General features: G+C 67.3%; 17 protein-coding genes. 14 read left to right on the top strand and 3 right to left on the bottom strand.

Going from position 1 to position 20,856, the window contains the following annotated elements; genetic code table 11:
- The first annotated feature begins 39 nt into the window (after positions 1-39).
- The 6 genes from DU478_RS02790 (at position 40) to dxs (ending at position 5,592) form a co-directional block, all read left to right on the top strand.
- Positions 40-561 carry a MarR family winged helix-turn-helix transcriptional regulator gene (locus DU478_RS02790; RefSeq protein ID WP_114509411.1) on the top strand — a complete coding sequence of 174 codons (522 nt, stop codon included), beginning with the start codon at positions 40-42 and terminating at the stop codon, positions 559-561.
- Positions 548-1,249: a response regulator gene (locus tag DU478_RS02785; RefSeq protein WP_114509410.1), complete on the top strand. Its 702-nt coding sequence runs from the start codon at positions 548-550 to the stop codon at positions 1,247-1,249. Before DU478_RS02790 ends, DU478_RS02785 begins: the two co-directional genes overlap by 14 nt.
- A 355-nt stretch (positions 1,250-1,604) precedes the next feature.
- Positions 1,605-2,531, top strand: a complete 927-nt coding sequence (locus tag DU478_RS02780) for a histone deacetylase family protein (protein ID WP_114509409.1) — start codon at positions 1,605-1,607, stop codon at positions 2,529-2,531.
- Positions 2,528-2,770, top strand: a complete 243-nt coding sequence (locus DU478_RS02775) for an exodeoxyribonuclease VII small subunit (protein WP_114509408.1) — start codon at positions 2,528-2,530, stop codon at positions 2,768-2,770. Before DU478_RS02780 ends, DU478_RS02775 begins: the two co-directional genes overlap by 4 nt.
- 3 nt (positions 2,771-2,773) lie before the next feature.
- Positions 2,774-3,643 (top strand): polyprenyl synthetase family protein, encoded by an 870-nt coding sequence (locus DU478_RS02770; RefSeq protein WP_407703144.1) that lies wholly within the window; start codon positions 2,774-2,776, stop codon positions 3,641-3,643.
- 23 nt (positions 3,644-3,666) lie between these two features.
- A complete protein-coding gene (gene dxs, locus DU478_RS02765) occupies positions 3,667-5,592 on the top strand; it encodes a 1-deoxy-D-xylulose-5-phosphate synthase (protein WP_114509407.1) in 1,926 nt (641 codons plus the stop codon).
- 229 nt (positions 5,593-5,821) lie between these two features.
- Here dxs and trpA read toward each other — a convergent pair whose 3' ends face one another.
- The gene (trpA, locus tag DU478_RS02760; protein ID WP_114509406.1) at positions 5,822-6,613 is read right to left on the bottom strand and encodes a tryptophan synthase subunit alpha; all 792 of its coding nucleotides are present in this window, start codon (positions 6,611-6,613) and stop codon (positions 5,822-5,824) included.
- A gap of 111 nt (positions 6,614-6,724) precedes the next feature.
- On the opposite strand from trpA, the gene DU478_RS02755 reads away from it, so the two are divergent.
- The 8 genes from DU478_RS02755 to DU478_RS02720 all read left to right on the top strand — a co-directional run bounded on the left by DU478_RS02755 (position 6,725) and on the right by DU478_RS02720 (position 17,160).
- Positions 6,725-7,615, top strand: a complete 891-nt coding sequence (locus tag DU478_RS02755) for an NAD-dependent epimerase/dehydratase family protein (RefSeq protein WP_114509405.1) — start codon at positions 6,725-6,727, stop codon at positions 7,613-7,615.
- A 158-nt stretch (positions 7,616-7,773) separates the two neighbouring features.
- Entirely contained in the window at positions 7,774-9,156 is a 1,383-nt protein-coding gene (locus DU478_RS02750; RefSeq protein WP_114509705.1) for an MATE family efflux transporter, read from the top strand.
- Between the two features lie 33 nt (positions 9,157-9,189).
- Positions 9,190-10,287, top strand: a complete 1,098-nt coding sequence (gene ychF / locus DU478_RS02745) for a redox-regulated ATPase YchF (RefSeq protein ID WP_114509404.1) — start codon at positions 9,190-9,192, stop codon at positions 10,285-10,287.
- A gap of 284 nt (positions 10,288-10,571) precedes the next feature.
- Positions 10,572-11,528 (top strand): TAXI family TRAP transporter solute-binding subunit, encoded by a 957-nt coding sequence (locus tag DU478_RS02740; RefSeq protein ID WP_114509403.1) that lies wholly within the window; start codon positions 10,572-10,574, stop codon positions 11,526-11,528.
- Between the two features lie 73 nt (positions 11,529-11,601).
- Complete coding sequence (locus tag DU478_RS02735) at positions 11,602-13,677, top strand: TRAP transporter permease (protein WP_114509704.1); 2,076 nt, start codon at positions 11,602-11,604, stop codon at positions 13,675-13,677.
- Complete coding sequence (locus DU478_RS02730; protein ID WP_114509402.1) at positions 13,674-14,069, top strand: DUF1850 domain-containing protein; 396 nt, start codon at positions 13,674-13,676, stop codon at positions 14,067-14,069. Before DU478_RS02735 ends, DU478_RS02730 begins: the two co-directional genes overlap by 4 nt.
- Positions 14,070-14,074: 5 nt before the next feature.
- Positions 14,075-15,847 carry a sensor histidine kinase gene (locus DU478_RS02725; protein WP_114509401.1) on the top strand — a complete coding sequence of 591 codons (1,773 nt, stop codon included), beginning with the start codon at positions 14,075-14,077 and terminating at the stop codon, positions 15,845-15,847.
- On the top strand, positions 15,844-17,160 hold the full coding sequence (locus tag DU478_RS02720; protein ID WP_114509400.1) for a sigma-54-dependent transcriptional regulator: 1,317 nt from the start codon (positions 15,844-15,846) through the stop codon (positions 17,158-17,160). Before DU478_RS02725 ends, DU478_RS02720 begins: the two co-directional genes overlap by 4 nt.
- Positions 17,161-17,171: 11 nt before the next feature.
- Here the strand turns inward: DU478_RS02720 and DU478_RS02715 are convergent, their stop codons facing one another.
- Both DU478_RS02715 and DU478_RS02710 read right to left on the bottom strand, forming a co-directional pair.
- Positions 17,172-17,864 (bottom strand): GntR family transcriptional regulator, encoded by a 693-nt coding sequence (locus DU478_RS02715; RefSeq protein WP_114509399.1) that lies wholly within the window; start codon positions 17,862-17,864, stop codon positions 17,172-17,174.
- Positions 17,865-17,877: 13 nt separating this feature from the next.
- On the bottom strand, positions 17,878-20,775 hold the full coding sequence (locus DU478_RS02710; RefSeq protein WP_114509398.1) for an FAD-binding and (Fe-S)-binding domain-containing protein: 2,898 nt from the start codon (positions 20,773-20,775) through the stop codon (positions 17,878-17,880).
- Between the last annotated feature and the right edge of the window lie 81 nt (positions 20,776-20,856).

The raw sequence follows: 20,856 nt of genomic DNA, 5'->3' as shown, positions 1-20,856 counted from the left end.
CTTAAAGTGCCGAAAACGAAGGCACGATGCGGAGGGACCATGGCAGAGGGGCAACCCGCGACCGGTCACGGGGGCGAATCGCTCCTGTTCCTGACGGATGAACAGCTGCGGCAGGGCATCGAGGCGATGTTCTTTGCCTATCGCGGCTTCACCGCCGATCCGGACCGGATCCTGCAGGACATGTCCTATGGCCGCGCGCATCACCGGGCGATTCACTTCATCAACTGCGCGCCGGGCACGACGGTCAACAACCTGCTCAGCATCCTCGGCGTCACCAAGCAGTCGCTGAACCGCGTGCTGCGCACGCTGATCGCCGACGGGCTGGTGGAAAGCCGGGTCGGGCGCAGCGACAAGCGCGAACGGCATTTGCACCTGACCGAAGCGGGCCGCGAGTTGGAACAGCGGCTGTCGGACGCACAGCGCGCGCGGATGCGCGCCGCTTACCGACAAGCCGGACCGGACGCCGTGGCGGGGTTCCGCCGCGTGCTCGAGGCGATGATGGAGCCCGAGATGCGGCGGCAGTTCCTGACCCTGAGAGGAGGACCGGATGACCGGGCATGATGCGCATCTGCTGATCGTCGACGACGACGAACGCATTCGCGGGCTGTTGCAGAAGTTCCTGATCCGCAACGGCTTCTTGGTGACCTCGGCGCGTGACGCGGCACATGCGCGGCGGATCCTGTCGGGGCTGGACTTCGACCTCATCGTGCTCGACGTGATGATGCCCGGAGAAGACGGCGTGAGCCTGACGCGGTCGATCCGCGAAACCTCGGTGACGCCGATCCTGCTGCTGACCGCCAAGGCCGAGACCGAGGACCGTATCGCCGGACTCGAGGCCGGGGCGGACGACTACCTGCCGAAGCCCTTCGAACCAAAGGAGCTGCTGCTGCGGATCAACGCGATCCTGCGGCGCGTGCCCGACACGGTGGCCCAGCAAAGCGCGCCGAAGCTGCTGACGCTGGGACCCATCCGCTATGACATCGAACGCGGCGAGATGTGGCGCGGCGACGACCTCGTACGGCTGACGGCGACGGAAAGCCAGCTGATGAAGATCTTCGCCGCCTGCCCGGGCGAGGCGGTGAGCCGCGCCAGCCTGGTCGAGGACCTGGGCCGCGACCGCAGCCAGAGCCAGGAACGCGCGGTGGATGTGCAGATTACCCGCCTGCGCCGCAAGATCGAAGACGACCCGAAGCAGCCGCGCTACCTGCAGACGGTGCGCGGCGCGGGCTACATGCTGGCGCCGGATTAGGGAGAGGCGCGCCGCGGCATCGCTTGGCCGCGGTACGCCCGGCACGGGACCAAGGCCGCTTGCGGCCGCCGTGCCAGCGTCATGCCGGAAGCATGTCTCTGGCATGACCCGTCCTCCGTGGACGCGCTTTGGCCGGGCTTGGTGCAGAGCCGAGGCAGCGCGCGGATTAGCAGTCGTGAAGCACGAAACTTAGTACTCGGATGCACCACCCCGCGGGCCGGCGCTGGCACGGCGCACGTAGTGAGATGCACCTGGCATGACGGATGAATTGCCGGCACCAAGGCCTTTCTCGCAGTTTCGTTCGGAATCAACATGCTTTAGGGTCCGACCGGACCGATACCCATAGGAGGTTCCCGTGGCGACAGCCCTTCTGACCCATGCCGACTGCCTGACCCATGTGACCCCCGACGGCCATCCCGAGCGGGTGGCGCGGCTCGAGCATGTGCTGCACGCGCTGGAGCCCTTGGACCTGCACCGCGTCACGGCGCCGTTGTGCGAGGATGCCGACATCCTGCTGGCGCATCCGCAAAGCTATCTCGACCGGTTGGAAGAGGCGCTGCCGCACAAGAGCTTTCACCAGATCGACGGCGACACCTGGATGTCGCCCGGATCGCTCAATGCCGCGCGGCGCTGCGTCGGCGGGGCGATCCGCGCCGTGGACATGGTGCTGGACGGCGAGGTCGGCAACGCCTTCTGCGCCACCCGGCCGCCGGGGCATCACGCGGAAACCAGCACCGCCATGGGATTCTGCCTTTTCGGCACCGCCGCCATCGCCGCGAAACATGCGCTGGAACGCCACGGGCTGAGCCGCGTCGCGGTCGTCGATTTCGACGTTCACCACGGCAACGGCACCCAGGACCTTCTCTGGGACGAGAAACGCGCGCTGGTCATCACCAGCCAGCAGATGCCGCTCTGGCCCGGCACCGGCGCGCCGTCGGAAAAGGGCGCGTATGACAACGTGCTGAACCTGCCGCTGCCGCCCGAAAGCACCGGCGCCGACATGCGGCTGGTCTACGAAACCCGCGTCTTCCCGCGCCTGCGCGATTTCCGGCCAGAGCTGATCATCGTCTCCGCGGGTTTCGACGCGCATCAGGACGACCCGCTGGCGATGCTGAACTGGAGCACCGACGACTTCCGCTGGCTGGCGCAGAACCTCTGCGCCGTCGCGGCAGAACTCTGCGAGGGCCGTCTGGTGTCGACCTTGGAGGGCGGCTATGATCTTCAGGCCCTGGCCGATGCGAGCAAGGCCCATGTGGAAGAGTTGAGAAAGGCGTCGCAATGACCGAAACCCCGGTGGATCAGATGAGCTTTGAACAGGCCATGGCCGAGCTTGAACAGGTGGTGGGCACGCTCGAACGCGGCGACGTGGCGCTCGAGGAATCGATCACCCTTTACGAGCGCGGCGCGAAGCTGAAGAAGCGTTGCGAGGACAAGCTCAAGGAAGCCGAGGAAAAGGTCGCCGCGATCACGCTGGACGGCGACGGCAACCCCAAGGGGACGACGCCGGTCGAAGGGCTCTGATCCTTGTTTCAGGACGCGCTGAGCGCCGCGGCGGAGCGGATCGACCGGCATCTGGCGGCGGTTCTGGCCGACCGCCCCGACCTGCCGGTGATCGAAGGCATGCGCTACGCCCTGCGCGGCGGCAAGAAGCTGCGCGGTTTCCTGGTGCTTGAAAGCGCGGCCTTGCATGGCATTCCGCCGGCGCAGGCGATCTGGCCGGCGGCGGGCATAGAGGCGATACATGCCTACAGCCTCGTGCATGACGACCTGCCCTGCATGGACGACGATGACCTGCGTCGCGGTCTGCCCACGGTGCACCGGAAGTGGGACGACGGCACCGCCGTGCTGGTGGGCGACGCGCTGCAGGCGCTGGGCATCGAACTGGCCTGCCATGAGGCGGCCAGCACGGAGCCGGCGGTGCGTGCCGATCTGGCGCTCAGCCTCGTGCGGGCAGCAGGGGCGGAGGGCATGGTGCTGGGTCAGGCGCTGGACATGGCGGCGGAAACAGCCGAAAGGCAGCTGACGCTGGACGAGATCACGGCGTTGCAGTCCGGCAAGACCGGCGCGCTCATTGTCTGGGCGGCAGAGGTGGGCGCGCGCATGGCGCAGGCCGACATCACACCCCTGCGCCGCTATGCCGAGGCGCTGGGCCTCGCGTTCCAGATTGCCGACGACATTCTCGATGTCGAGGGCGACGCGGCAGAGGTCGGCAAGGCGGTGCGCAAGGATGCCGAAGCGGGCAAGGCGACCTTCGTGTCGCTCCTGGGGCTCGACGAGGCAAAGCGCCGCGCAGATGCGCTCGTGACCGAAGCCTGCGACGCGCTATCGTCTTACGGTGACGAGGCCGAGACCTTGAAGCAGGCGGCGCGCTTCGTTATTGCCCGCCGGAACTGATCGCCTGCCGGAGGAGAGCCACGATGGCGTCCAGACCCGAAACCCCGCTGCTGGACCGCGTGTCCACCCCCGCCGACCTCAAGCGGTTTTCGGATTCCGAACTGGCGCGGCTGGCACACGAGCTGCGGGCCGAAACCATCGCGGCTGTGTCGGAAACCGGCGGTCACCTGGGCGCGGGGCTGGGAGTGGTCGAGCTGACCGTGGCGCTGCACGCGGTCTTTGACACGCCGCGCGACAAGCTGATCTGGGACGTGAGCCACCAGAGTTATCCGCACAAGATCCTGACCGGCCGCCGCGACCGCATCCGCACGATCCGGCAAAAGGACGGGCTGTCGGGTTTCACGAAGCGGTCCGAGTCGCCCTACGACCCGTTCGGCGCGGCGCACAGTTCGACCTCGATCTCTGCCGCGCTGGGCTTTGCCGTGGCGCGCGACCTGGGCGGCGCGCCCGACACCGGTGCCGGTGACGCGATCGCGGTGATCGGCGACGGCGCGATGAGCGCGGGCATGGCCTACGAGGCGATGAACAACGCTGGCCACCTGAAAAAGCGCCTTTTCGTCATCCTGAACGACAACGAGATGTCCATCGCCCCGCCCACCGGCGCGATGTCCTCCTACCTCATGCGTCTCTATTCCGAGGCGCCGTTTCACACGCTCAAGGACGCCGCCAAAGGCGCGGTCAGCCTGCTGCCGGAACCGTTCCAGCAGGGCGCCAAACGCGCCAAGGAGATGATCAAGGGTATGGCCGTGGGCGGCACGCTGTTCGAGGCGTTGGGGTTTTCGTACCTCGGGCCGATCGACGGCCACGACCTCGACCAGTTGCTGCCGGTCCTGCGCACCGTGCACCAGCGCGCCACCGGGCCGGTCCTGATCCATGTGCTGACCAAGAAGGGCAAGGGCTATGCGCCCGCCGAGACCGCCAGCGACAAGGGTCATGCCACGGCGAAGTTCGACGTGGTCACCGGCCAGCAGAAGAAGGCGCCGAGCAACGCGCCGTCCTACACCAAGGTGTTCGGCGAGACGCTGACGGCGCTGGCCTCGGACGATCCGCGCATCTGTGCCGTGACGGCAGCGATGCCCGACGGCACCGGGCTCAATCTCTTTGCCGAGCGCTATCCCAGCCGCTGCTTCGACGTGGGCATCGCGGAACAGCATGGCGTGACCTTTGCCGCCGGTCTGGCGGCGGGGGGGATGCGGCCCTTCTGCGCGATCTATTCGACATTTCTCCAGCGCGGCTACGACCAGGTCGTGCACGACGTGGCGATCCAGCGCCTGCCGGTGAGGTTTGCCGTGGACCGCGCGGGGCTCGTTGGCGCCGATGGCGCCACCCACGCGGGCAGCTACGACATCGCTTACCTGAGCAACCTGCCGGGCTTCACCGTCATGGCGGCGGCGGACGAGGCGGAGCTCAAGCACATGGTTGCCACCGCGGCGGCGCATGACGATGGACCCATCGCCTTCCGCTATCCGCGCGGCGAAGGCGAAGGCGTCGAGATGCCCGAGCGCGGCGAGGTGCTCGAGATCGGCCGCGGCCGGATGATCCGCGAGGGCAAGCGCGTGGCGATCCTGTCCTTCGGCACGCGGCTTGGCGAAGTGCGCAAGGCCTGCGAGACGCTGGAGGCGCGTGGCATCTCGCCCACCGTGGCGGATGCGCGATTCGCCAAGCCGCTGGACCGCGACCTGATCCTGCGGCTTGCCGCCGAGCACGAGGCGCTCATCACCATCGAGGAAGGCGCGGTCGGCGGTTTCGGTAGCCATGTCGCACAGCTTCTGGCCGAGGAGGGCGTGTTCGACAGCGGCTTGCGGTTCCGGTCGATGGTGTTGCCGGACGTGTTCATCGACCAGGCAAGCCCGGCGGACATGTACGCGGTGGCCGGGCTCGATGCCGAAAAGATCGAGGCTAAGGTGCTGTCAGTGCTGGGCGTGGAGAGCATCGGCAAGCGCGCCTGAGTTAGCCTTCAGACCGATGTTTGACCGATCTAGCAGGAGCGTTGTGGCCGGCCCGAACAGCACCGAAGGTGCCGGGCCAGCGGCGGCCCGCCCCACCGGGCTGCCGCTTTGGTGACGCCTGGCGCAATGCACCGAGGTCGTCCGGCTCTGGCCGCCATAAATCGAGAAGCGGCATCGTCTGAGCGGCACCCCGGCGGGCCGCCGCCGGCCCCGCACAGGACCGTAACGGTCAGGCCCGGTGCGCGCCGTCCGCCAGCGATTTCACGAAAGCCAGCACCTCGTCCACCGGCTTGCCCGAGGCCAGATCGGACACGATGGCCGATCCCACGACGCAGCCATCCGCGATGCCGGCGATGCTTTCGGATGCTTCGGGGGTGCGGATGCCGAAGCCGACGATCACCGGCAGATCGGTCTGCGACTTGATCCGCGCCACTTCGGGCGCGACATCGGCGGCTTCGGCCGCAGCCGCGCCGGTGATGCCGGTAATCGAGACGTAATAGACGAACCCGCTGGTGTTCTCGAGCACCTTGGGCAGGCGCTTGTCGTCGGTCGTGGGCGTCGCCAGGCGAATGAAGTTCAACCCGGCCTTCTGCGCGGGGATGCAGAGCTCGTCGTCCTCCTCGGGGGGCAGGTCGACGACGATCAGCCCGTCGATCCCGGCCTCCTTCGCCTGTTCGAGAAACTTGGCGACGCCGCGCGAATAGATCGGGTTGTAATAGCCCATCAGCACGATCGGCGTGCTGTCGTCGCCTTCGCGGAACCGACGCGCCAGCTCCAGCGTGCGGTCCAGCGTCATGCCGCCTTCGAGCGCGCGCTGACCGGCGAGCTGGATCGTCGGACCGTCGGCCATCGGATCGGTGAAGGGCAGGCCCAGTTCGATCACGTCGACGCCCGCATCCGGCAGGCCCTGCACCAGCTCCAGCGAGGTGTCGAAATCCGGATCGCCGGCCATCACATAGGCGACGAAGGCCTTCTTTCCCTCGGTCTTGAGCGCGGCGAACCTGGCGTCGATGCGTGTCATGGTCGTTCCTTGCAACTGGTTCCGGCTGTCCTGCCGGAACTCGGGGGGGAAATCAATGGGCGAGGCGGCGACGCGCCCTAGCTCGTGGCGCCAAGATACAGGAGCAGACCCATGCGCATTCTCTTCACCGGCGGTAGCGGCAAGGCCGGCCGTCACGTCATCCCTTTCCTGCTCGATCAAGGCCACCGCGTCGTCAACGCCGACCTCGTGCCGCTGGACCATCCCGGCGTCGACAACCTCACCGTCGATCTGACCGAGAACGGTCAGGTCTGGAACGCGCTGACCTCCTATGCCGGTCTGGACGAGCTCGAGCCGGGCACCGGGCGCCCCGACTTCGACGCCGTGGTGCATTTCGCGGCGATCCCGCGGATCCTGATCAAGCCCGACAACGAGCTTTTCCGCACCAACACGCTCGCCACCTACAACGTGCTGGAAGCGGCGACAAAGCTCGGCATCCCCAAGGTGATCTTCGCCAGTTCCGAGACGACCTACGGCATCTGTTTCGCCGATGGCGAGATGAAGCCGGACTACGTGCCGGTGGACGAGGATCATCCCACCGTGCCGCACGACAGCTATGCCATGTCCAAGGTGGTGAACGAGGCCTGCGCGCGGTCGTTCCAGGCGCGCACGCGCCTCGACATCTACGGGCTGCGGATCAACAACGTGATCGAGCCGCATGAGTACACCGAGCTCTTCCCGGATTTCATCGAGAACCCGGACCAGCGGCGGCGCAACATCTTCGCCTATATCGACGCGCGCGACCTGGGCCGTATGGTGCAGTGCTGTCTCGAAACGGACGGGCTGGGCTTTGAGGTCTTCAACGTCGCCAACGAAGACGTCTCGGTGGCGCTGAGCACGTCCGAGATCATCGCGCGGTACTACGAGGGCGTGCCGGTGCGCCGCGAGATGGGCGAGACCGAGACCTTCTACGACATCTCCAAGGCCCGGCGCATGGTCGGCTTCTCGCCGCGGCACCGCTGGCGCGGCGAGCTGGAAAAGTAACGCGCCGACCGGTCCCGGGGCGCGTTTTCCTCGAGGAAAACGGACCGGAAAATTCGAATTTTCCGGCGCCCGGCGGCGAGGATTGGCCGGAGGCCGGGCCTGAGGCGCTTGTGTCGGTACGGCGCGCGGCCTAAAGCCGGCGCATGAACACGGCCTGGATGACATACTCGCAGCACATCCGTGCGGTGCTGACGCTGGGCCTGCCGCTCATCGGCGGGCATCTCGCGCAATTCGCCATCGGCCTGACGGACACGATCATGCTGGGCTGGTACGGGGCCGAGTCTCTGGCGGCGCTGACGCTGGCGACGGCGTTCTTCTTCGTCTTCTTCCTCATGGGCTGCGGCTTTGCCTGGGCGGTGATGCCGCTGGTGGCGCAGGCCGCCGCATCGGACGACACCCAGACTGTGCGCCGGGTGACGCGCATGGGGTTGTGGCTGTCCGGCCTCTACTGGGCCGCCGTGATGCCGCTGCTGTGGTTCTCGGGCGCGATCCTGCTGGCGTTGGGCCAGACCGAGGCGCTGGCGGCGGATGCGCAGACATACCTGCGCATCGCCGGCTTCGGGATGTTGCCCGCGCTGCTGGTCATGGTGCTGAAAAGCTACCTCGCGGCGCTGGAGCGGACGCGCGTGGTGCTGCTGGTCACGGTGCTGGCGGCCATCGCCAACGGGATGGGCAATTACGCGCTGATCTTCGGCAACTGGGGCGCGCCGGAGCTGGGCATCGCCGGGGCGGCCATCGCCGCGATCCTGTCGCAGTTGACGGCGCTGGTGGCCATCGCGGTCTACACCCAGCGGCGCATGCCCCAGCACGCGATGTTCCAACGCTTCTGGCGCGCCGATCCGCAGATGTTCGCGCGGGTGTTCCGGCTGGGCGTGCCCATCGGCCTGACGACGCTGGCCGAGGTCGGGCTCTTCGAGGCCACCGCGATCATGATGGGCTGGCTCGGGACCGTGCCGCTGGCCGCGCATGGCATCGCGCTGCAGACCGCCTCGGCCACCTTCATGGTGCACCTGGGCTTCGGCAATGTCGCCACGATCCGCGCCGGCAACGCGCTGGGCCGGAACGATCCCGAGCATCTGGCCCGCGGCGCTCGGACCGTGCTGGGCCTGTCGCTGGCCATGTCGCTGATGACCATCACGCTGTTCCTGACCCTGCCGCACCTGCTGGTGAGCGCCTTCATCGACCCCGCCGACCCGGCGCGCGATGCCATCGTCGCCACCGGCGTGACGCTGCTCGCCGTGGCGGCGCTCTTCCAGCTGGTCGACGGCGCGCAGGTCGTCGCGCTGGGCATCCTGCGCGGCATGCAGGACACGCGGGTGCCGATGATCATGGCCATCGCCGCCTATTGGGGCGTCGGCATCCCGGCCTCCTACGTCTTCGGGTTCGTGCTCGGCGGCGAGGCCGTCGGCATCTGGCTGGGGCTCGTCTTCGGCCTGACCCTGGCGGCGCTGGCGATGCTCTGGCGGTTCTGGGGACAATCCCTGCCGGGGATGCGCGGCCAGAATGCGGGGCACCTTGCACCCGCCACGGACCCCCACTAGACACAGGCTCAAACGCGGCTGAAGGAGAGCGTCATGGGCTTCAAGATGGGAATCGTGGGACTGCCCAACGTCGGCAAGTCGACGCTGTTCAACGCGCTGACCCGCACCGCCGCGGCGCAGGCGGCGAACTTTCCGTTCTGCACCATCGAGCCCAACGTGGGCGACGTCGCGGTGCCGGACAAGCGGCTGGACAAGCTGGCGGGCATCGCCAAGTCCAAGCAGATCATCCCCACGCGCATGACCTTCGTGGACATTGCGGGCCTCGTCAAAGGTGCGTCCAAGGGCGAAGGGCTGGGCAACCAGTTCCTGGCCAACATCCGCGAGGTCGACGCCATCGCCCATGTGCTGCGCTGCTTCGAGGATGGCGACGTGACCCATGTGGAGGGCCGGGTCGACCCGGTGGCGGATGCGGACACGATCGAGACCGAGCTGATGATCGCCGATATCGAAAGCATCGAAAAGCGCCTGCAGGGCCTCGTGCGCAAGGTGCGCGGCGGCGACAAGGACGCGGTGCAGCAGGAACGTCTGCTCAAGGCCGCCCTCGCGGCGCTGGAAGAGGGCAAGCCGGCGCGTACTGTCGAGGTGGATGCCGAGGACGCCAAGGCCTGGAAGATGCTGCAACTTCTGACCGCCAAGCCGGTGCTTTACGTCTGCAACGTCGCCGAGGACCAGTCGGCCACCGGCAACGACCATTCCAAGGCGGTGGCAGAGATGGCCAGCGCGCAGGGCAATGCGCATGTCATCATCTCGGCCCGGATCGAGGAGGAGATCGCGCAGCTCGACGCCGAGGAAGCCGAGATGTTCCTGTCGGAGATGGGCCTGGAAGAGCCCGGCCTCGACCGGCTGATCCGCGCGGGTTACGACCTGCTGCACCTCGAGACCTATTTCACCGTTGGCCCGAAAGAGGCACGCGCCTGGACCATCCGCAGCGGCACCCTCGCACCGCAGGCCGCCGGCGTGATCCACGGCGATTTCGAACGCGGCTTCATCCGCGCCGAGACCATCGCCTATGACGATTTCGTCACCCTGGGCGGCGAACAGGCGGCCAAGGATGCGGGCAAGATGCGCGCCGAGGGCAAGGCCTATACCGTCAAGGACGGCGACGTGCTGCACTTCCTGTTCAACACCTGACCACTGAGCGTCCACCGCATCGGCGCGAAGGCGCGGCATCGGCTTTCTCTGGCCGGTCCGATGATCCGGCTGGTCGCACCGAAACGTCGGCTTGCGCCTTTCCGAGAAATATATCCTGATATCAATTGATTGCCCCTGATCGGGCAATTCCCCGCCTGCCGCAGGGCAATTCGTTGCGCGCTGATTTCCGCGCCCCGGCGCGCAGGTTTTGCCTTTCCCTCCCGCCTCGCGCTTGCTGTGCCCGGTCGCCCGCCGGGCGGCCGCTTACGTCAAGGGAGGACACCATGAGCCATTTCACATCCGCGCTGCGCGGCACGTTTCTTGCATCCGTCGTCGCGGTTGCCGCCACCGGCGCGCAGGCGCAGAATTTCGTCAACGTGCTGACCGGCGGCACGTCGGGCGTCTACTATCCGCTGGGCGCGGGGCTTGCGAACATCTATGCCGAGAATATCGACCAGGTGCGGACGCAGGTGCAGTCCACCAAGGCGTCGGTCGAGAATCTGAACCTCTTGCAGCAGGGCCGGGGCGAGATCGCCTTTGCCCTCGGCGACAGCGTCGCGGCGGCCTGGGAAGGCGATGCCGAGGCGGGGTTTCCCGAAAAGCTCGACCAGCTGCGCGGCATCGCCGCGATCTATCCGAACTTCATACAGCTCGTGGCGCTCGCCGACAGCGGCATCGCCACGCTCGACGACCTGCCGGGCAAGGGCCTTTCGGTCGGCGCGCCTGCCTCGGGCACGGAACTGAACGCCCGCGCCATCCTCGGCGCCGCCGGGATGAGCTATGACGACCTTGGCAAGACCGAATACCTGCCCTTTGCCGAATCGGTCGAACTGATGAAGAACCGCCAGCTTGACGCGACGCTGCAATCGGCGGGTCTGGGCGTGGCGTCGATCCGCGACCTGTCGTCCTCGGTGCCGATCACCGTGGTGTCGATCCCGGCGGAGATCGCGGAAACCCTCGGCGCGCCCTACCAGGCGGCGACGATCCCCGCCGGAACCTATGACGGGCAGGATGCGGACGTGCCGACCGTGGCGATCTCCAACTACCTGATCAGCCACGCGGACGTGTCAGAGGAGCTGGCCTATCAGATGACCAAGCTGCTGTTCGAGAACATCGAGACGCTGACCTCGTCGCACCAGGCCGCGGCGCAGATCGCGCTGGAAACAGCGCTCGACGGCATGCCGGTTCCGCTGCATCCGGGTGCGGAGCGGTACTACCGCGAGCAGGGCCTGATCAACTGATCACGGCCTGACACCGCGCCGCGCATCCCCCCCGATGCGCGGCGCGTATCCCTGCCAAATCCCGGAGACCGACATGACCGACCAAGCTGCGCCGCCGGTTGCGGCGGAAACCCATGGCGTGAGCTTTCCCGCCGGAGCCGTGGGCCGCGTGCTTTTCTGGATCGCGGTGATCTTCTCGATCTTCCAGATCGCCACGGCCGCCCATCTCGTCGACCTGCCCAGCCAGATCACCCGCGCGGTGCACGTGGGCTTTCTGATCGCGCTGACTTTTCCGCTCATCGCCTATGCGCGTGACGCCGGTCCCGTGCTGCGCGGGCTGGCCTGGACCCTGGCGGCCTTAGGCGTGCTGATCGCCGCCTACCAGTGGATCGAATACCGTGACCTCATCCTGCGCGCCGGCCGACCGACGCACCTGGATATCATCGTCGGTGTCGCGGCGCTAATGACGGTCTTTGCCGCCGCCTATGCGATGATGGGCATCGCGCTGCCGATCATCTCGGGTCTGTTCCTGGCCTATTGCCTCTTCGGGGAATACCTGCCGTTCCCGCTCAATCACCGCGGCTACGCCTTCGAGCAGGTGATCGACCACATGGCCTTTGGCACCGAAGGCATCTACGGCATCCCGATCTACGTCTCCTCGACCTATATCTTCCTCTTCATCCTGTTCGGATCTTTCCTCGAACGCGCGGGGATGATCACGCTCTTCACCGATGTCTCGATGGGCCTCTTCGGCCACCGCCAGGGCGGAGCCGCGAAGGTGTCGGTGGTATCGTCGGGGCTGATGGGCACGATCTCGGGCTCGGGCGTTGCCAACGTCGTCACCACCGGACAGTTCACCATCCCGTTGATGAAGCGCTTCGGCTACCGCGCAGAATTCGCGGGCGGCGTCGAATCGACGGCCTCCATGGGCGGGCAGATCATGCCGCCGGTGATGGGCGCCGTCGCCTTCATCATGGCCGAGACGCTGGACGTGCCGTATGTCGAGGTCGTGAAGGCGGCGCTGGTCCCGGCCGTTCTGTATTTCGCCTCGGCCTTCTGGATCGTCCACCTCGAAGCCGGGAAGCACGCGCTGCGCGGCCTGCCGCGCGAGGATCTGCCTTCACCTCTCAAGGCGGTCAAGGACGGCTGGATGCTGCTGGTGCCGCTGGGCGTTCTGATCTACCTGCTCTTCGGCGGCTACACGCCGCTTTTCGCGGGCACGGTCGGCCTTGCGCTCACGGTGCTGCTGATCCTCGGCGGGTCTGTGGTGCTGGGCCTGCCGTCCACGACGCTGCGGGTGCTGTTCTGGATCGGGCTGGGACTTGTGACGGCGGCCTTCCTGCAATTCGGGACCAACGTGCTCTTTGCCGCCATCGCGGTGCTGGTCCTCTGGTGCGCCGTGTCGAAAGGCGGGCGCGAGACGCTGGGCCTCATTCGCGACAGCCTCGCCGAAGGCGCGCGCACGGCGCTTCCCGTCGGCGTGGCCTGCGCGCTGGTGGGGGTCATCATCGGGACCATGACGCTGACCGGTGCGGCCAACACATTCGGCCAGTTCATCGTGTCGATCGGGCAGGAAAGCCTTTTCCTGTCGCTCGTGCTGACCATGGTCACCTGCATCTTCCTCGGTATGGGTATCCCCACGATCCCCAATTACATCATCACCTCGTCCATCGCCGGCCCGGCGCTTCTGGACCTCGGGGTGCCGCTGATCGTCAGCCACATGTTCGTCTTCTACTTCGGCATCCTCGCGGACCTGACGCCGCCGGTGGCGCTCGCCTGCTTTGCCGCGGCGCCCATCGCCAAGGCCAACGGGCTGCGCATCTCGATGGAGGCGATCAAGGTCGCGGCGGCGGGCTTCGTCATTCCGTTCATGGCGGTCTACACGCCGGTGCTGATGCTGCAGCCGGGCGGACCGCTGGCCGAGGCCATCGGGTTCTGGCCGGCGGTCGTCTACGTGATCGCGAAGACGGTTCTGTCGATCGCGCTCTGGGGCGTCGCGGTGATCGGCTGGCTGGGGCACCGGCTGGGCTGGCCGGTGCGGGCGCTGGCGATGATCGCGGCCTTCACGCTCATCGCGGCGCTGCCGCTCACCGACGAGATCGGCTTTGCCCTGGCGGCCCTGACCTTCGGCACGATCTGGATCGGCGGACGCCGGGCCGCGCGGGCATGAGCGCCGCGTGCCTTGCCATCGGCGCGGCGGTGCTGGCGCTGGCGCAGCCCAGCTTCACGCTCGACTGGACCCATTCGGTCGAGCGTGTCGCCTGGGTCGAGACTTGGACGGTTGATGGCGGCGCCCTGCGGCTCGACCGCAGTGCGTTGCGCGGATCGGGGGCGGGGATGGAGCCAGGTCCGGAGGCGCGCCTCAGGGACGGCTGGTGGGTGTCGGACGGCGGGCAGAGGGTGCCGGAGCTTTTGCTCGCCGCCTCGGGGGCCACGGGCGCCGGTTGGCGCCTGTGCGCCGATGGCACCTGCCGCGAGATCGGAGAAACGCGCGGCGCCCCGATCCGCATCGCGCCCTGCGACGATACCCGTTCCGCACGGCCCGCAACCGTGCCAGAGTAAACGCCATGACACCCCGGCACCCCAAGACCGCCTGGCCCTTGCTTCTGCTCTGCGCGATCCTCGCCGCCGGGGTGGCCGGGTTTGCCGCATGGCATGTGGCGAAGGCCTCTCTCGGACAGCGGCTGGACCGGTCTCTGGTGCTCACCGCGCGCACCATCGAAGCGGAGATCGAGCGGTTCCGCTACCTGCCGTCGCTGGCGCTCGAAGATCCGCGCATCCGCGCCGCTATCAGCGCGCCCGAGGATGCAACGGCAACGCTGGCCGCCAGCCGGGCGCTGGCCGTCGCCGCAGAACAGTCGGGCGCCGACGAGTTATTCCTGCTGAATGCCGACGGCACGACGCTGGCGTCGAGCAACTGGCAGGACGCCGGCAGCTTCGTCGGCGAGAACTACGCCTTCCGGCCCTATTTCCGCGATGCGATGCGCGTCGGTGCCGGGCGTTTCTACGCGGTCGGGGTGACGACCGGAAAGCCGGGATATTTCCTGTCCTCGCGGGGCCGGATTGCAGACCGCACAGCGGTAATGGTGGTCAAGGTCGACCTGCGGCCGCTGCAAGAGACCTGGCGTGACGCGGGCGGGACGCTGGCGGTGGCGGACCGGTATGGCGTGGTGATCCTGTCGGGTGCGCCGGACTGGATCTACCGTCCCCTGACGCCGCTCGACCCGGCGCGGGAGGCGGCGATCGCCGAGGCGCGGGCCTTTGCCGAGATCCCGGTCACCGAACGTGCGCCAGTGCTGGAAGCGGCGGATCAGCAGCTCGCGGCCCTGGACAGCAGCCTGCGGCTGTTGCGCCAGCAACGCCTGCCGGTCGAAGACTGGACGCTGCTGGGCAGCACTCCCGCGGCGCCGGCGCTGCGCGCGGCGTGGATGACCGGGGCCGTGGCGTTGCTCACGACGCTGATGCTTGGCCTTTTGGCGCAGACCTACCGGCAGCGGCGGCGGCTCATCGACCTGCGGCTGCGGCAGGGGGCGCTGCTGGAAACCCGTGTGACCGAACGCACCGCGGCGCTCGCGCGAGAGATCGAGGAACGCCGCCGGACAGAGGACGATCTGCGCGAGGCACAGGATGCGCTGGTGCATTCCGAGAAGATGGCCGCTCTTGGCCGCATGTCCGCGGCCATCGTGCACGAGATCAGCCAGCCGCTCGCGGCGATGGAGGCGACGCTGGCCGCGGCCCTGCTGTCAGGCAAGATCGAGGATGCCTACGCGACCTCGCGCATCGAGAAGGCGCGCGGGCATATCCGCCGCATCCTGCGCACGATTCGGCATCTGAAAAGCTTTTCGCGCAAGGAATCCGGCGACCGCAGGCCGGTGCCGGTCGATGCCGCCATCCACGGCGCTCTGGAACTGGTGGCACCACGTGCAACCGATGGGGGTGTCTCCATCGGCTTTGACCCGGACGGTCCGTCGCCGGTGATCCTGGCGGGGCAGGTTCGGCTGGAACAGGTGCTTGTGAACCTCCTGATGAACGCGCTCGATGCCGTGGCGGGCCGCGCCGATGCCCGCATCGCGGTCGAACGCAGCCGCAGTGGGAGCATGGTCGAGATCGCCGTGGTCGACAACGGTCTCGGCATTCCCTCGTCGCTGCTGGCGCGCGTTGCAGAGCCGTTCTTCAGCACCAAGCAGACCGGTGAGAGCCTGGGTTTGGGCCTGTCGATCTCGCGCGCCATCGTCGAGGAATTCGGCGGCCGGATGCAACTGGCCGATGCACCGGGCGGCGGCACCCGCGCGACGCTGAGTTTCGAGCTTCTGACCGAAGACCGGGTGGCCGCCGAATGAGCGGCGCGCGCATTTTCGTGGTGGACGACGACCCCGACCACCTTGATGGGCTTTGCGACCTGATTTGCGCCGTTGGGCACGAGACCGTCGCTTTCACCGGCGGCGAGGCGGCGCTGGTCGCGGCGCTCGACGATGCCCCGGCGCTGGTGCTCACCGACCTGCGGATGCCGGGGCTGGACGGGATCGGCCTGCTCGACAAGCTGACAGAGGCGGGATGCGACGTGCCGGTCGTGCTGCTGACCGGTCACGGGGATGTCGCCCATGCGGTGCGCGCGATGCAGCGCGGGGCGGAGGATTTCCTGGAAAAACCCTATGACGCCGAACACCTGATGTCGGTGATCGAGCGCGCGCTCAAGACCGTGCGGCTCAAGGCCGAGGTGGCGCGGCTGCAGACCAGGCTGGAAGAGCAGGACGATTTCGTCGGTGACAGCCGGCCGATCGCCGCCCTGCGTCGCACGCTGGCCGAAGTCGCGCCGCTCGATATCGACGTGGTGCTGACCGGAGAGACCGGCACCGGCAAGGAACTGGCGGCGCGGCAGTTGCACCGGAAGGGGCCGCGCGGCGACGGCCCTTTCGTGGTGGTCAACTGCGCGATCCTGCCGGACGTCGGTGCCGAACAGGTGCTTTTCGGCGACGGTCGGGACGCAACGCGCACGGGGCTTATCGCCTCGGCCGATGGCGGTACGCTGTTCCTGGATCAGATCGACACGCTGGCTCCGGCGCTTCAACCGAAGATGCTGAGGGTCCTCCAGACCCGCGAAGTCGAAAGCGCCGAGGGTGCGCGCAAGCTCGATTTCCGCGTCGTCGCCTCGACATCCAATCCTCTCCGCGAGGCCATCGGCGCCGGAGCGTTCCGCGAGGATCTGTACTACCGCATTGCGGGATACGAGGTGACGCTTCCGCCGCTGCGGCAGATCGCGGCGGATGTTCCGGAGATCTTCCAGCATTTCGTTCGACGGGCCGCCGCGCGGCATGGGCGCGCGGTGCCCGAGTTGAGTTTCCAGGATCGCAAGGCGCTGCAGGCGCATCACTGGCCCGGAAATGCGCACGAGCTGCGGTTGCTGGCGGATCGTCACGTGCTGGGCCTTTCCGCGCCGCGGCGCGCGGTGCGGGACACCGCCACCGGCCCGGCGGTCGACACCCACCAGACCCTGCGCGACCTCGTCGCCGCCTTCGAGGTGCAGGAGATCGCCCGCGTGCTGGACCAGTGCCAGGGCAACACCGAAGCGGCGGCGCGCCTTCTGGGCATTCCGCGCCGGACGCTGAACGACAAGATCGCCAAATCGTCCCTGCTGGCGGGCCGCAGGACCTGAAACGGCGCGCGTCAGGCGCTGTCGGGCATCGCGTCGCGGGATTCGAGCCATTTGACCACGGAAACCCGCTTTGACTCCATGTGGTCGAGCAGCGTCCGCGCCAGGTTCGGCCCGTCCCGCGCGACCAGGTACTGCAGGATCTTCTCGTGTTCCTGCACCGCCGTGCGCCAGCGGCCCTCGGTCATGTTGGCCAGGTAGCGGGCGCGTTGCATCCGGAACGACAGCGCGTGGCACGAGGTGGTCAGCGTCTCGTTGCGCGCGGCGTCGAGGATGGCGCGGTGGATCTTCTGGTTGATCGCGAAATAGCGGTCCAGGTCGCGGTCCTCGTAGCTTTGCAGCATCTCTTCATGCAGGTGGCGCACGGTCTCGATCTCTGCGTCGGTGATGCTCTTGCAGGCAAGCTCGCCCGACAGCGCCTCGAGCGCGCCGAGCACCGGAAAGACCTCGTTGACCTCGCTGACGGTGACCGTCGTGACCCAGGCGCCGCGGTTCGGCTCCAGCCGCACCAGCCCGTCCGAGGCCAGCACCTTGAGCGCCTCGCGCAGCGGCGTGCGCGACACGCCGAAGGTGGCGCAGAGTGTCTTTTCCGGCACCTTGGCACCGGGCACCAGTTCGCCGCCGATGATCATCACCTGCAACCGGTCCACCAGTTCCTGGTGCAGCGATTTGCGGGTGATCGTGAACTGTGATCCTGCGTCCTTCATCCTGTGCCTCGCCTCACCGTTTCAACGCCATTTCCAACAGCCGTGCCACATGGATCGGCTTGCGCCCGGTCGTGTCCGCCACCTGGTGCCGGCAGGATGTGCCGTCGGCCACGACCAGCGTTGTCTTATCGGCGGCGCGGACCGCCGGCGCGAGGTCGGCCTCGGCCATCTTGCGCGACACCTCGTGCGTGTCGCTACCATAGCCGAAGGCCCCCGCCATGCCGCAACAGCTGGTTTCGACCACCTCGACCTCGGTATCGGGCAGGCGTGCCAGCGTTTTTTCCAAGCTGGACATCACGCCCATGGCCTTCTGGTGGCAATGCCCGTGCAGCAGCACCTTCGGCGCCGGAGAACTCAGCGGCAGGTCGAAATCGGGATCGCCATCCTGATCGGCGATGTATTCTTCGAGCATCCGCGCCTGCCGTGCCAGCAGCGCGCTTTCAGCGCCGGGCAGCAGGGCCGGGATCTCGTCGCGCAGGGTCAGAAGGCAACTGGGCTCCAGTCCGACAATGGGCAGGCCCTGTTCGGCGTAGGGCACCAGCGCATCCATCAGCCGCTTCGCCTCGGTCCGTGCCTCGTCGACAAGGCCCGCGGACAGGAAGGTGCGCCCGCAGCAGAGCGGGCGTTCGCCCTTCGGAGCCGCGGCGACGTGCAGCGGCACCTTGGCGGCCTCCATGACCTTGACCGTGGCGCGCAGGTTCTCGGGTTCGAAATACCGGTTGAAGCAATCGGCGAACAGCACCGCGCCCGGCGCTTCGGTCTTGCGCACCTCGTCGTCGCGAAAGGGCCGCGCGCTCCAGTGCGGCAGGTCGCGGGTGGCGGTAAAGCCGGTCAGGCGCTCGGTCAGTTTCGCAAGTCCCGGCACGGAATTGCGCAGGTTGGCGAGGAACGACAGCTTTGACGCCAGCGGGGCGTAGCGGGGCAGGTAGCCGACCAGCCGGTCGTGCAGGCTCAGCCCGTGCTTGCGGACCCGGGCCGCCTGAACCTCGATCTTCATCCGGGCCATGTCGACGCCGGTGGGGCATTCGCGCTTGCAGCCCTTGCAGGACACGCAAAGCTTCATGGTGTCGGCCATCGCATCCGAAGTCAGAGCATCGGGACCAAGCTGCCCGGTGATTGCCAGCCGCAGGGAATTGGCGCGGCCGCGGGTCAGGTCCTTTTCCTTGCGGGTCGCACGGAAGGACGGGCACATGACCCCGCCCTTCAGCTTGCGGCAGGCGCCGTTGTTGTTGCACATCTCGACGGCGCCCTGAAATCCGCCGCCGCTGCCGGTCCAGTCGGACCAGTCAAGCTCGGTCCGGAACTCCGGTGCCTTGTAGTCCGGGCCGTAGCGAAAGAGCCGCCGGTCGTCCATCCTTGGCGCATCGACGATCTTTCCGGGGTTGAACAGCCCGTCCGGGTCGAAGCGTTTCTTCACCTCGGCGAAGTTGGCGACCATGCGGGCGCCGAACATCTTCTCGTGGAATTCCGAGCGGACGATGCCATCGCCGTGTTCGCCCGAATGCGACCCCTTGTAGCGGCCGACAAGGTCGAAACATTCCTCGGCGATGGCGCGCATCGCCTTGACGTCCTTGTCGAGCTTGAGGTTCAGCACCGGCCGCACATGCAGGCAGCCGACCGAAGCGTGGGCGTACCAAGTCCCAGTGGTGCCGTGTTTTTCGAAGATCTCGGTCAGGCCGGCGGTGTAGTCGGCGAGATCCGGCAATTCGACGGCGCAATCCTCGACAAAGGACACCGGTTTGCCGTCGTCCTTCATCGACATCATGATGTTGAGGCCGGAACTGCGCAGATCGGCAATGCGGCCCTGCATCGCGGCATCCGTGACCTTGGTCACGCCGCCCCAGGCCTTGCCGGTGCCGGTCCAGGAATAGCCCAGGTCGCCCATCATCTCTTCGAGCGCCTTGAGCCTTTCGGGGTGCCGGGACGTGTCTTCCTCCGCGAATTCGACCAGCAGCAGTGCCTCGGGGTTGCCGGTCACCACCTCTTCGATGGTCTTGCGGAACATCGGGATGTCGCGGGCGAGGGCGATCATGGTCGAATCGACCAGCTCCACACCCTGCGGCTTCAGCGTCACCAGATGCTGCGCCGCCTGCATCGCCTGGTGGAAGGTGGGGAAGTGGCAGACGCCCAGCACCTTCTGCGACAGGATCGGCCAGAGCCTGAGCTCGATGGCGGTGGAATAGGCCAGCGTGCCCTCGGAGCCGACCAGAAGCTGCGCGAGGTTCACCGGCGACTGGCGCGGGGTGAGCGCGTCGATGTTGTAGCCGCCGACCCGGCGCATGACCTTCGGGAAGCGCGCGTCGATCTCGTCGGCCTCGCGGGTGCCGAGGCGCAGCATGTCGTCCAGCAGGTCGGAATACCCCGGCGTCGCATCGGACCCGGCGGGGCCGAAGTGATGGTGGCTGCCGTCGGCGAGGAAGGCGTCGATGGACAGCACGTTGTCGCGCATCATCCCGTAGCGCAGCGACTTGCCGCCGCAGGAGTTGTTGCCGGCCATGCCGCCGATGGTGGCCCGCGACGCGGTCGAGACGTCGACGGGGAACCACAGACCGTGCGGTTTGAGTTGCCGGTTCAGCTCGTCCAGCACGATGCCGGGGCGCACCACGCAGCGCATGTTCTCGACGTCGAGTTCGAGGATGTCGTTGAAGTACTGCGTGTTGTCCAGCACCAGCGCCTCGTTCACGGTCTGCCCGCATTGCGAGGTGCCGCCGCCGCGCGGCAGCAGCGACACGCGCTGTTCGCGGGCGATGTCGATGGCGGCGGCGATGTCGTCGGTAGATTTCGGCGACAGCACGCCCAGCGGCATCATCTGGTAGAGCGATGCGTCGGTCGCATACCGCCCCCGCGAGAACCGGTCGAACAGAAGGTCGCCTTCGACGCGGGATTTCAGGATGTCGGAAAGCTGGGGCATGAGGCGTCCGTTTCTTGCAGTCGGGGTGGGCGATAATTTTTGTTGACTTAATTTTGCATTCAAAATTATGGTTAGGCAACG

Origin of the sequence: Thalassococcus profundi, from assembly GCF_003344785.1 — a bacterium.
GTDB classification, from domain to species: Bacteria; Pseudomonadota; Alphaproteobacteria; order Rhodobacterales; family Rhodobacteraceae; genus Puniceibacterium; species Puniceibacterium profundi.
Note: the sequence above shows the minus strand (reverse complement) of the source record. Positions and strands in the feature narration are given on the sequence as shown.

Bases quoted from the DNA above. Each gene is read 5' to 3' on its own strand.
- DU478_RS02755 (WP_114509405.1), top strand. From the start codon at position 6,725: ATGCGCATTCTCTTCACCGGCGGTAGCGGCAAGGCCGGCCGTCACGTC.
- DU478_RS02790 (WP_114509411.1), top strand. From the start codon at position 40: ATGGCAGAGGGGCAACCCGCGACCGGTCACGGGGGCGAATCGCTCCTG.
- DU478_RS02725 (WP_114509401.1), top strand. From the start codon at position 14,075: ATGACACCCCGGCACCCCAAGACCGCCTGGCCCTTGCTTCTGCTCTGC.
- DU478_RS02750 (WP_114509705.1), top strand. From the start codon at position 7,774: ATGACATACTCGCAGCACATCCGTGCGGTGCTGACGCTGGGCCTGCCG.
- DU478_RS02775 (WP_114509408.1), top strand. From the start codon at position 2,528: ATGACCGAAACCCCGGTGGATCAGATGAGCTTTGAACAGGCCATGGCC.
- ychF (WP_114509404.1), top strand. From the start codon at position 9,190: ATGGGCTTCAAGATGGGAATCGTGGGACTGCCCAACGTCGGCAAGTCG.
- trpA (WP_114509406.1), bottom strand. From the start codon at position 6,613: ATGACACGCATCGACGCCAGGTTCGCCGCGCTCAAGACCGAGGGAAAG.
- DU478_RS02740 (WP_114509403.1), top strand. From the start codon at position 10,572: ATGAGCCATTTCACATCCGCGCTGCGCGGCACGTTTCTTGCATCCGTC.
- dxs (WP_114509407.1), top strand. From the start codon at position 3,667: ATGGCGTCCAGACCCGAAACCCCGCTGCTGGACCGCGTGTCCACCCCC.
- DU478_RS02720 (WP_114509400.1), top strand. From the start codon at position 15,844: ATGAGCGGCGCGCGCATTTTCGTGGTGGACGACGACCCCGACCACCTT.
- DU478_RS02710 (WP_114509398.1), bottom strand. From the start codon at position 20,775: ATGCCCCAGCTTTCCGACATCCTGAAATCCCGCGTCGAAGGCGACCTT.
- DU478_RS02735 (WP_114509704.1), top strand. From the start codon at position 11,602: ATGACCGACCAAGCTGCGCCGCCGGTTGCGGCGGAAACCCATGGCGTG.
- DU478_RS02730 (WP_114509402.1), top strand. From the start codon at position 13,674: ATGAGCGCCGCGTGCCTTGCCATCGGCGCGGCGGTGCTGGCGCTGGCG.
- DU478_RS02785 (WP_114509410.1), top strand. From the start codon at position 548: ATGACCGGGCATGATGCGCATCTGCTGATCGTCGACGACGACGAACGC.
- DU478_RS02715 (WP_114509399.1), bottom strand. From the start codon at position 17,864: ATGAAGGACGCAGGATCACAGTTCACGATCACCCGCAAATCGCTGCAC.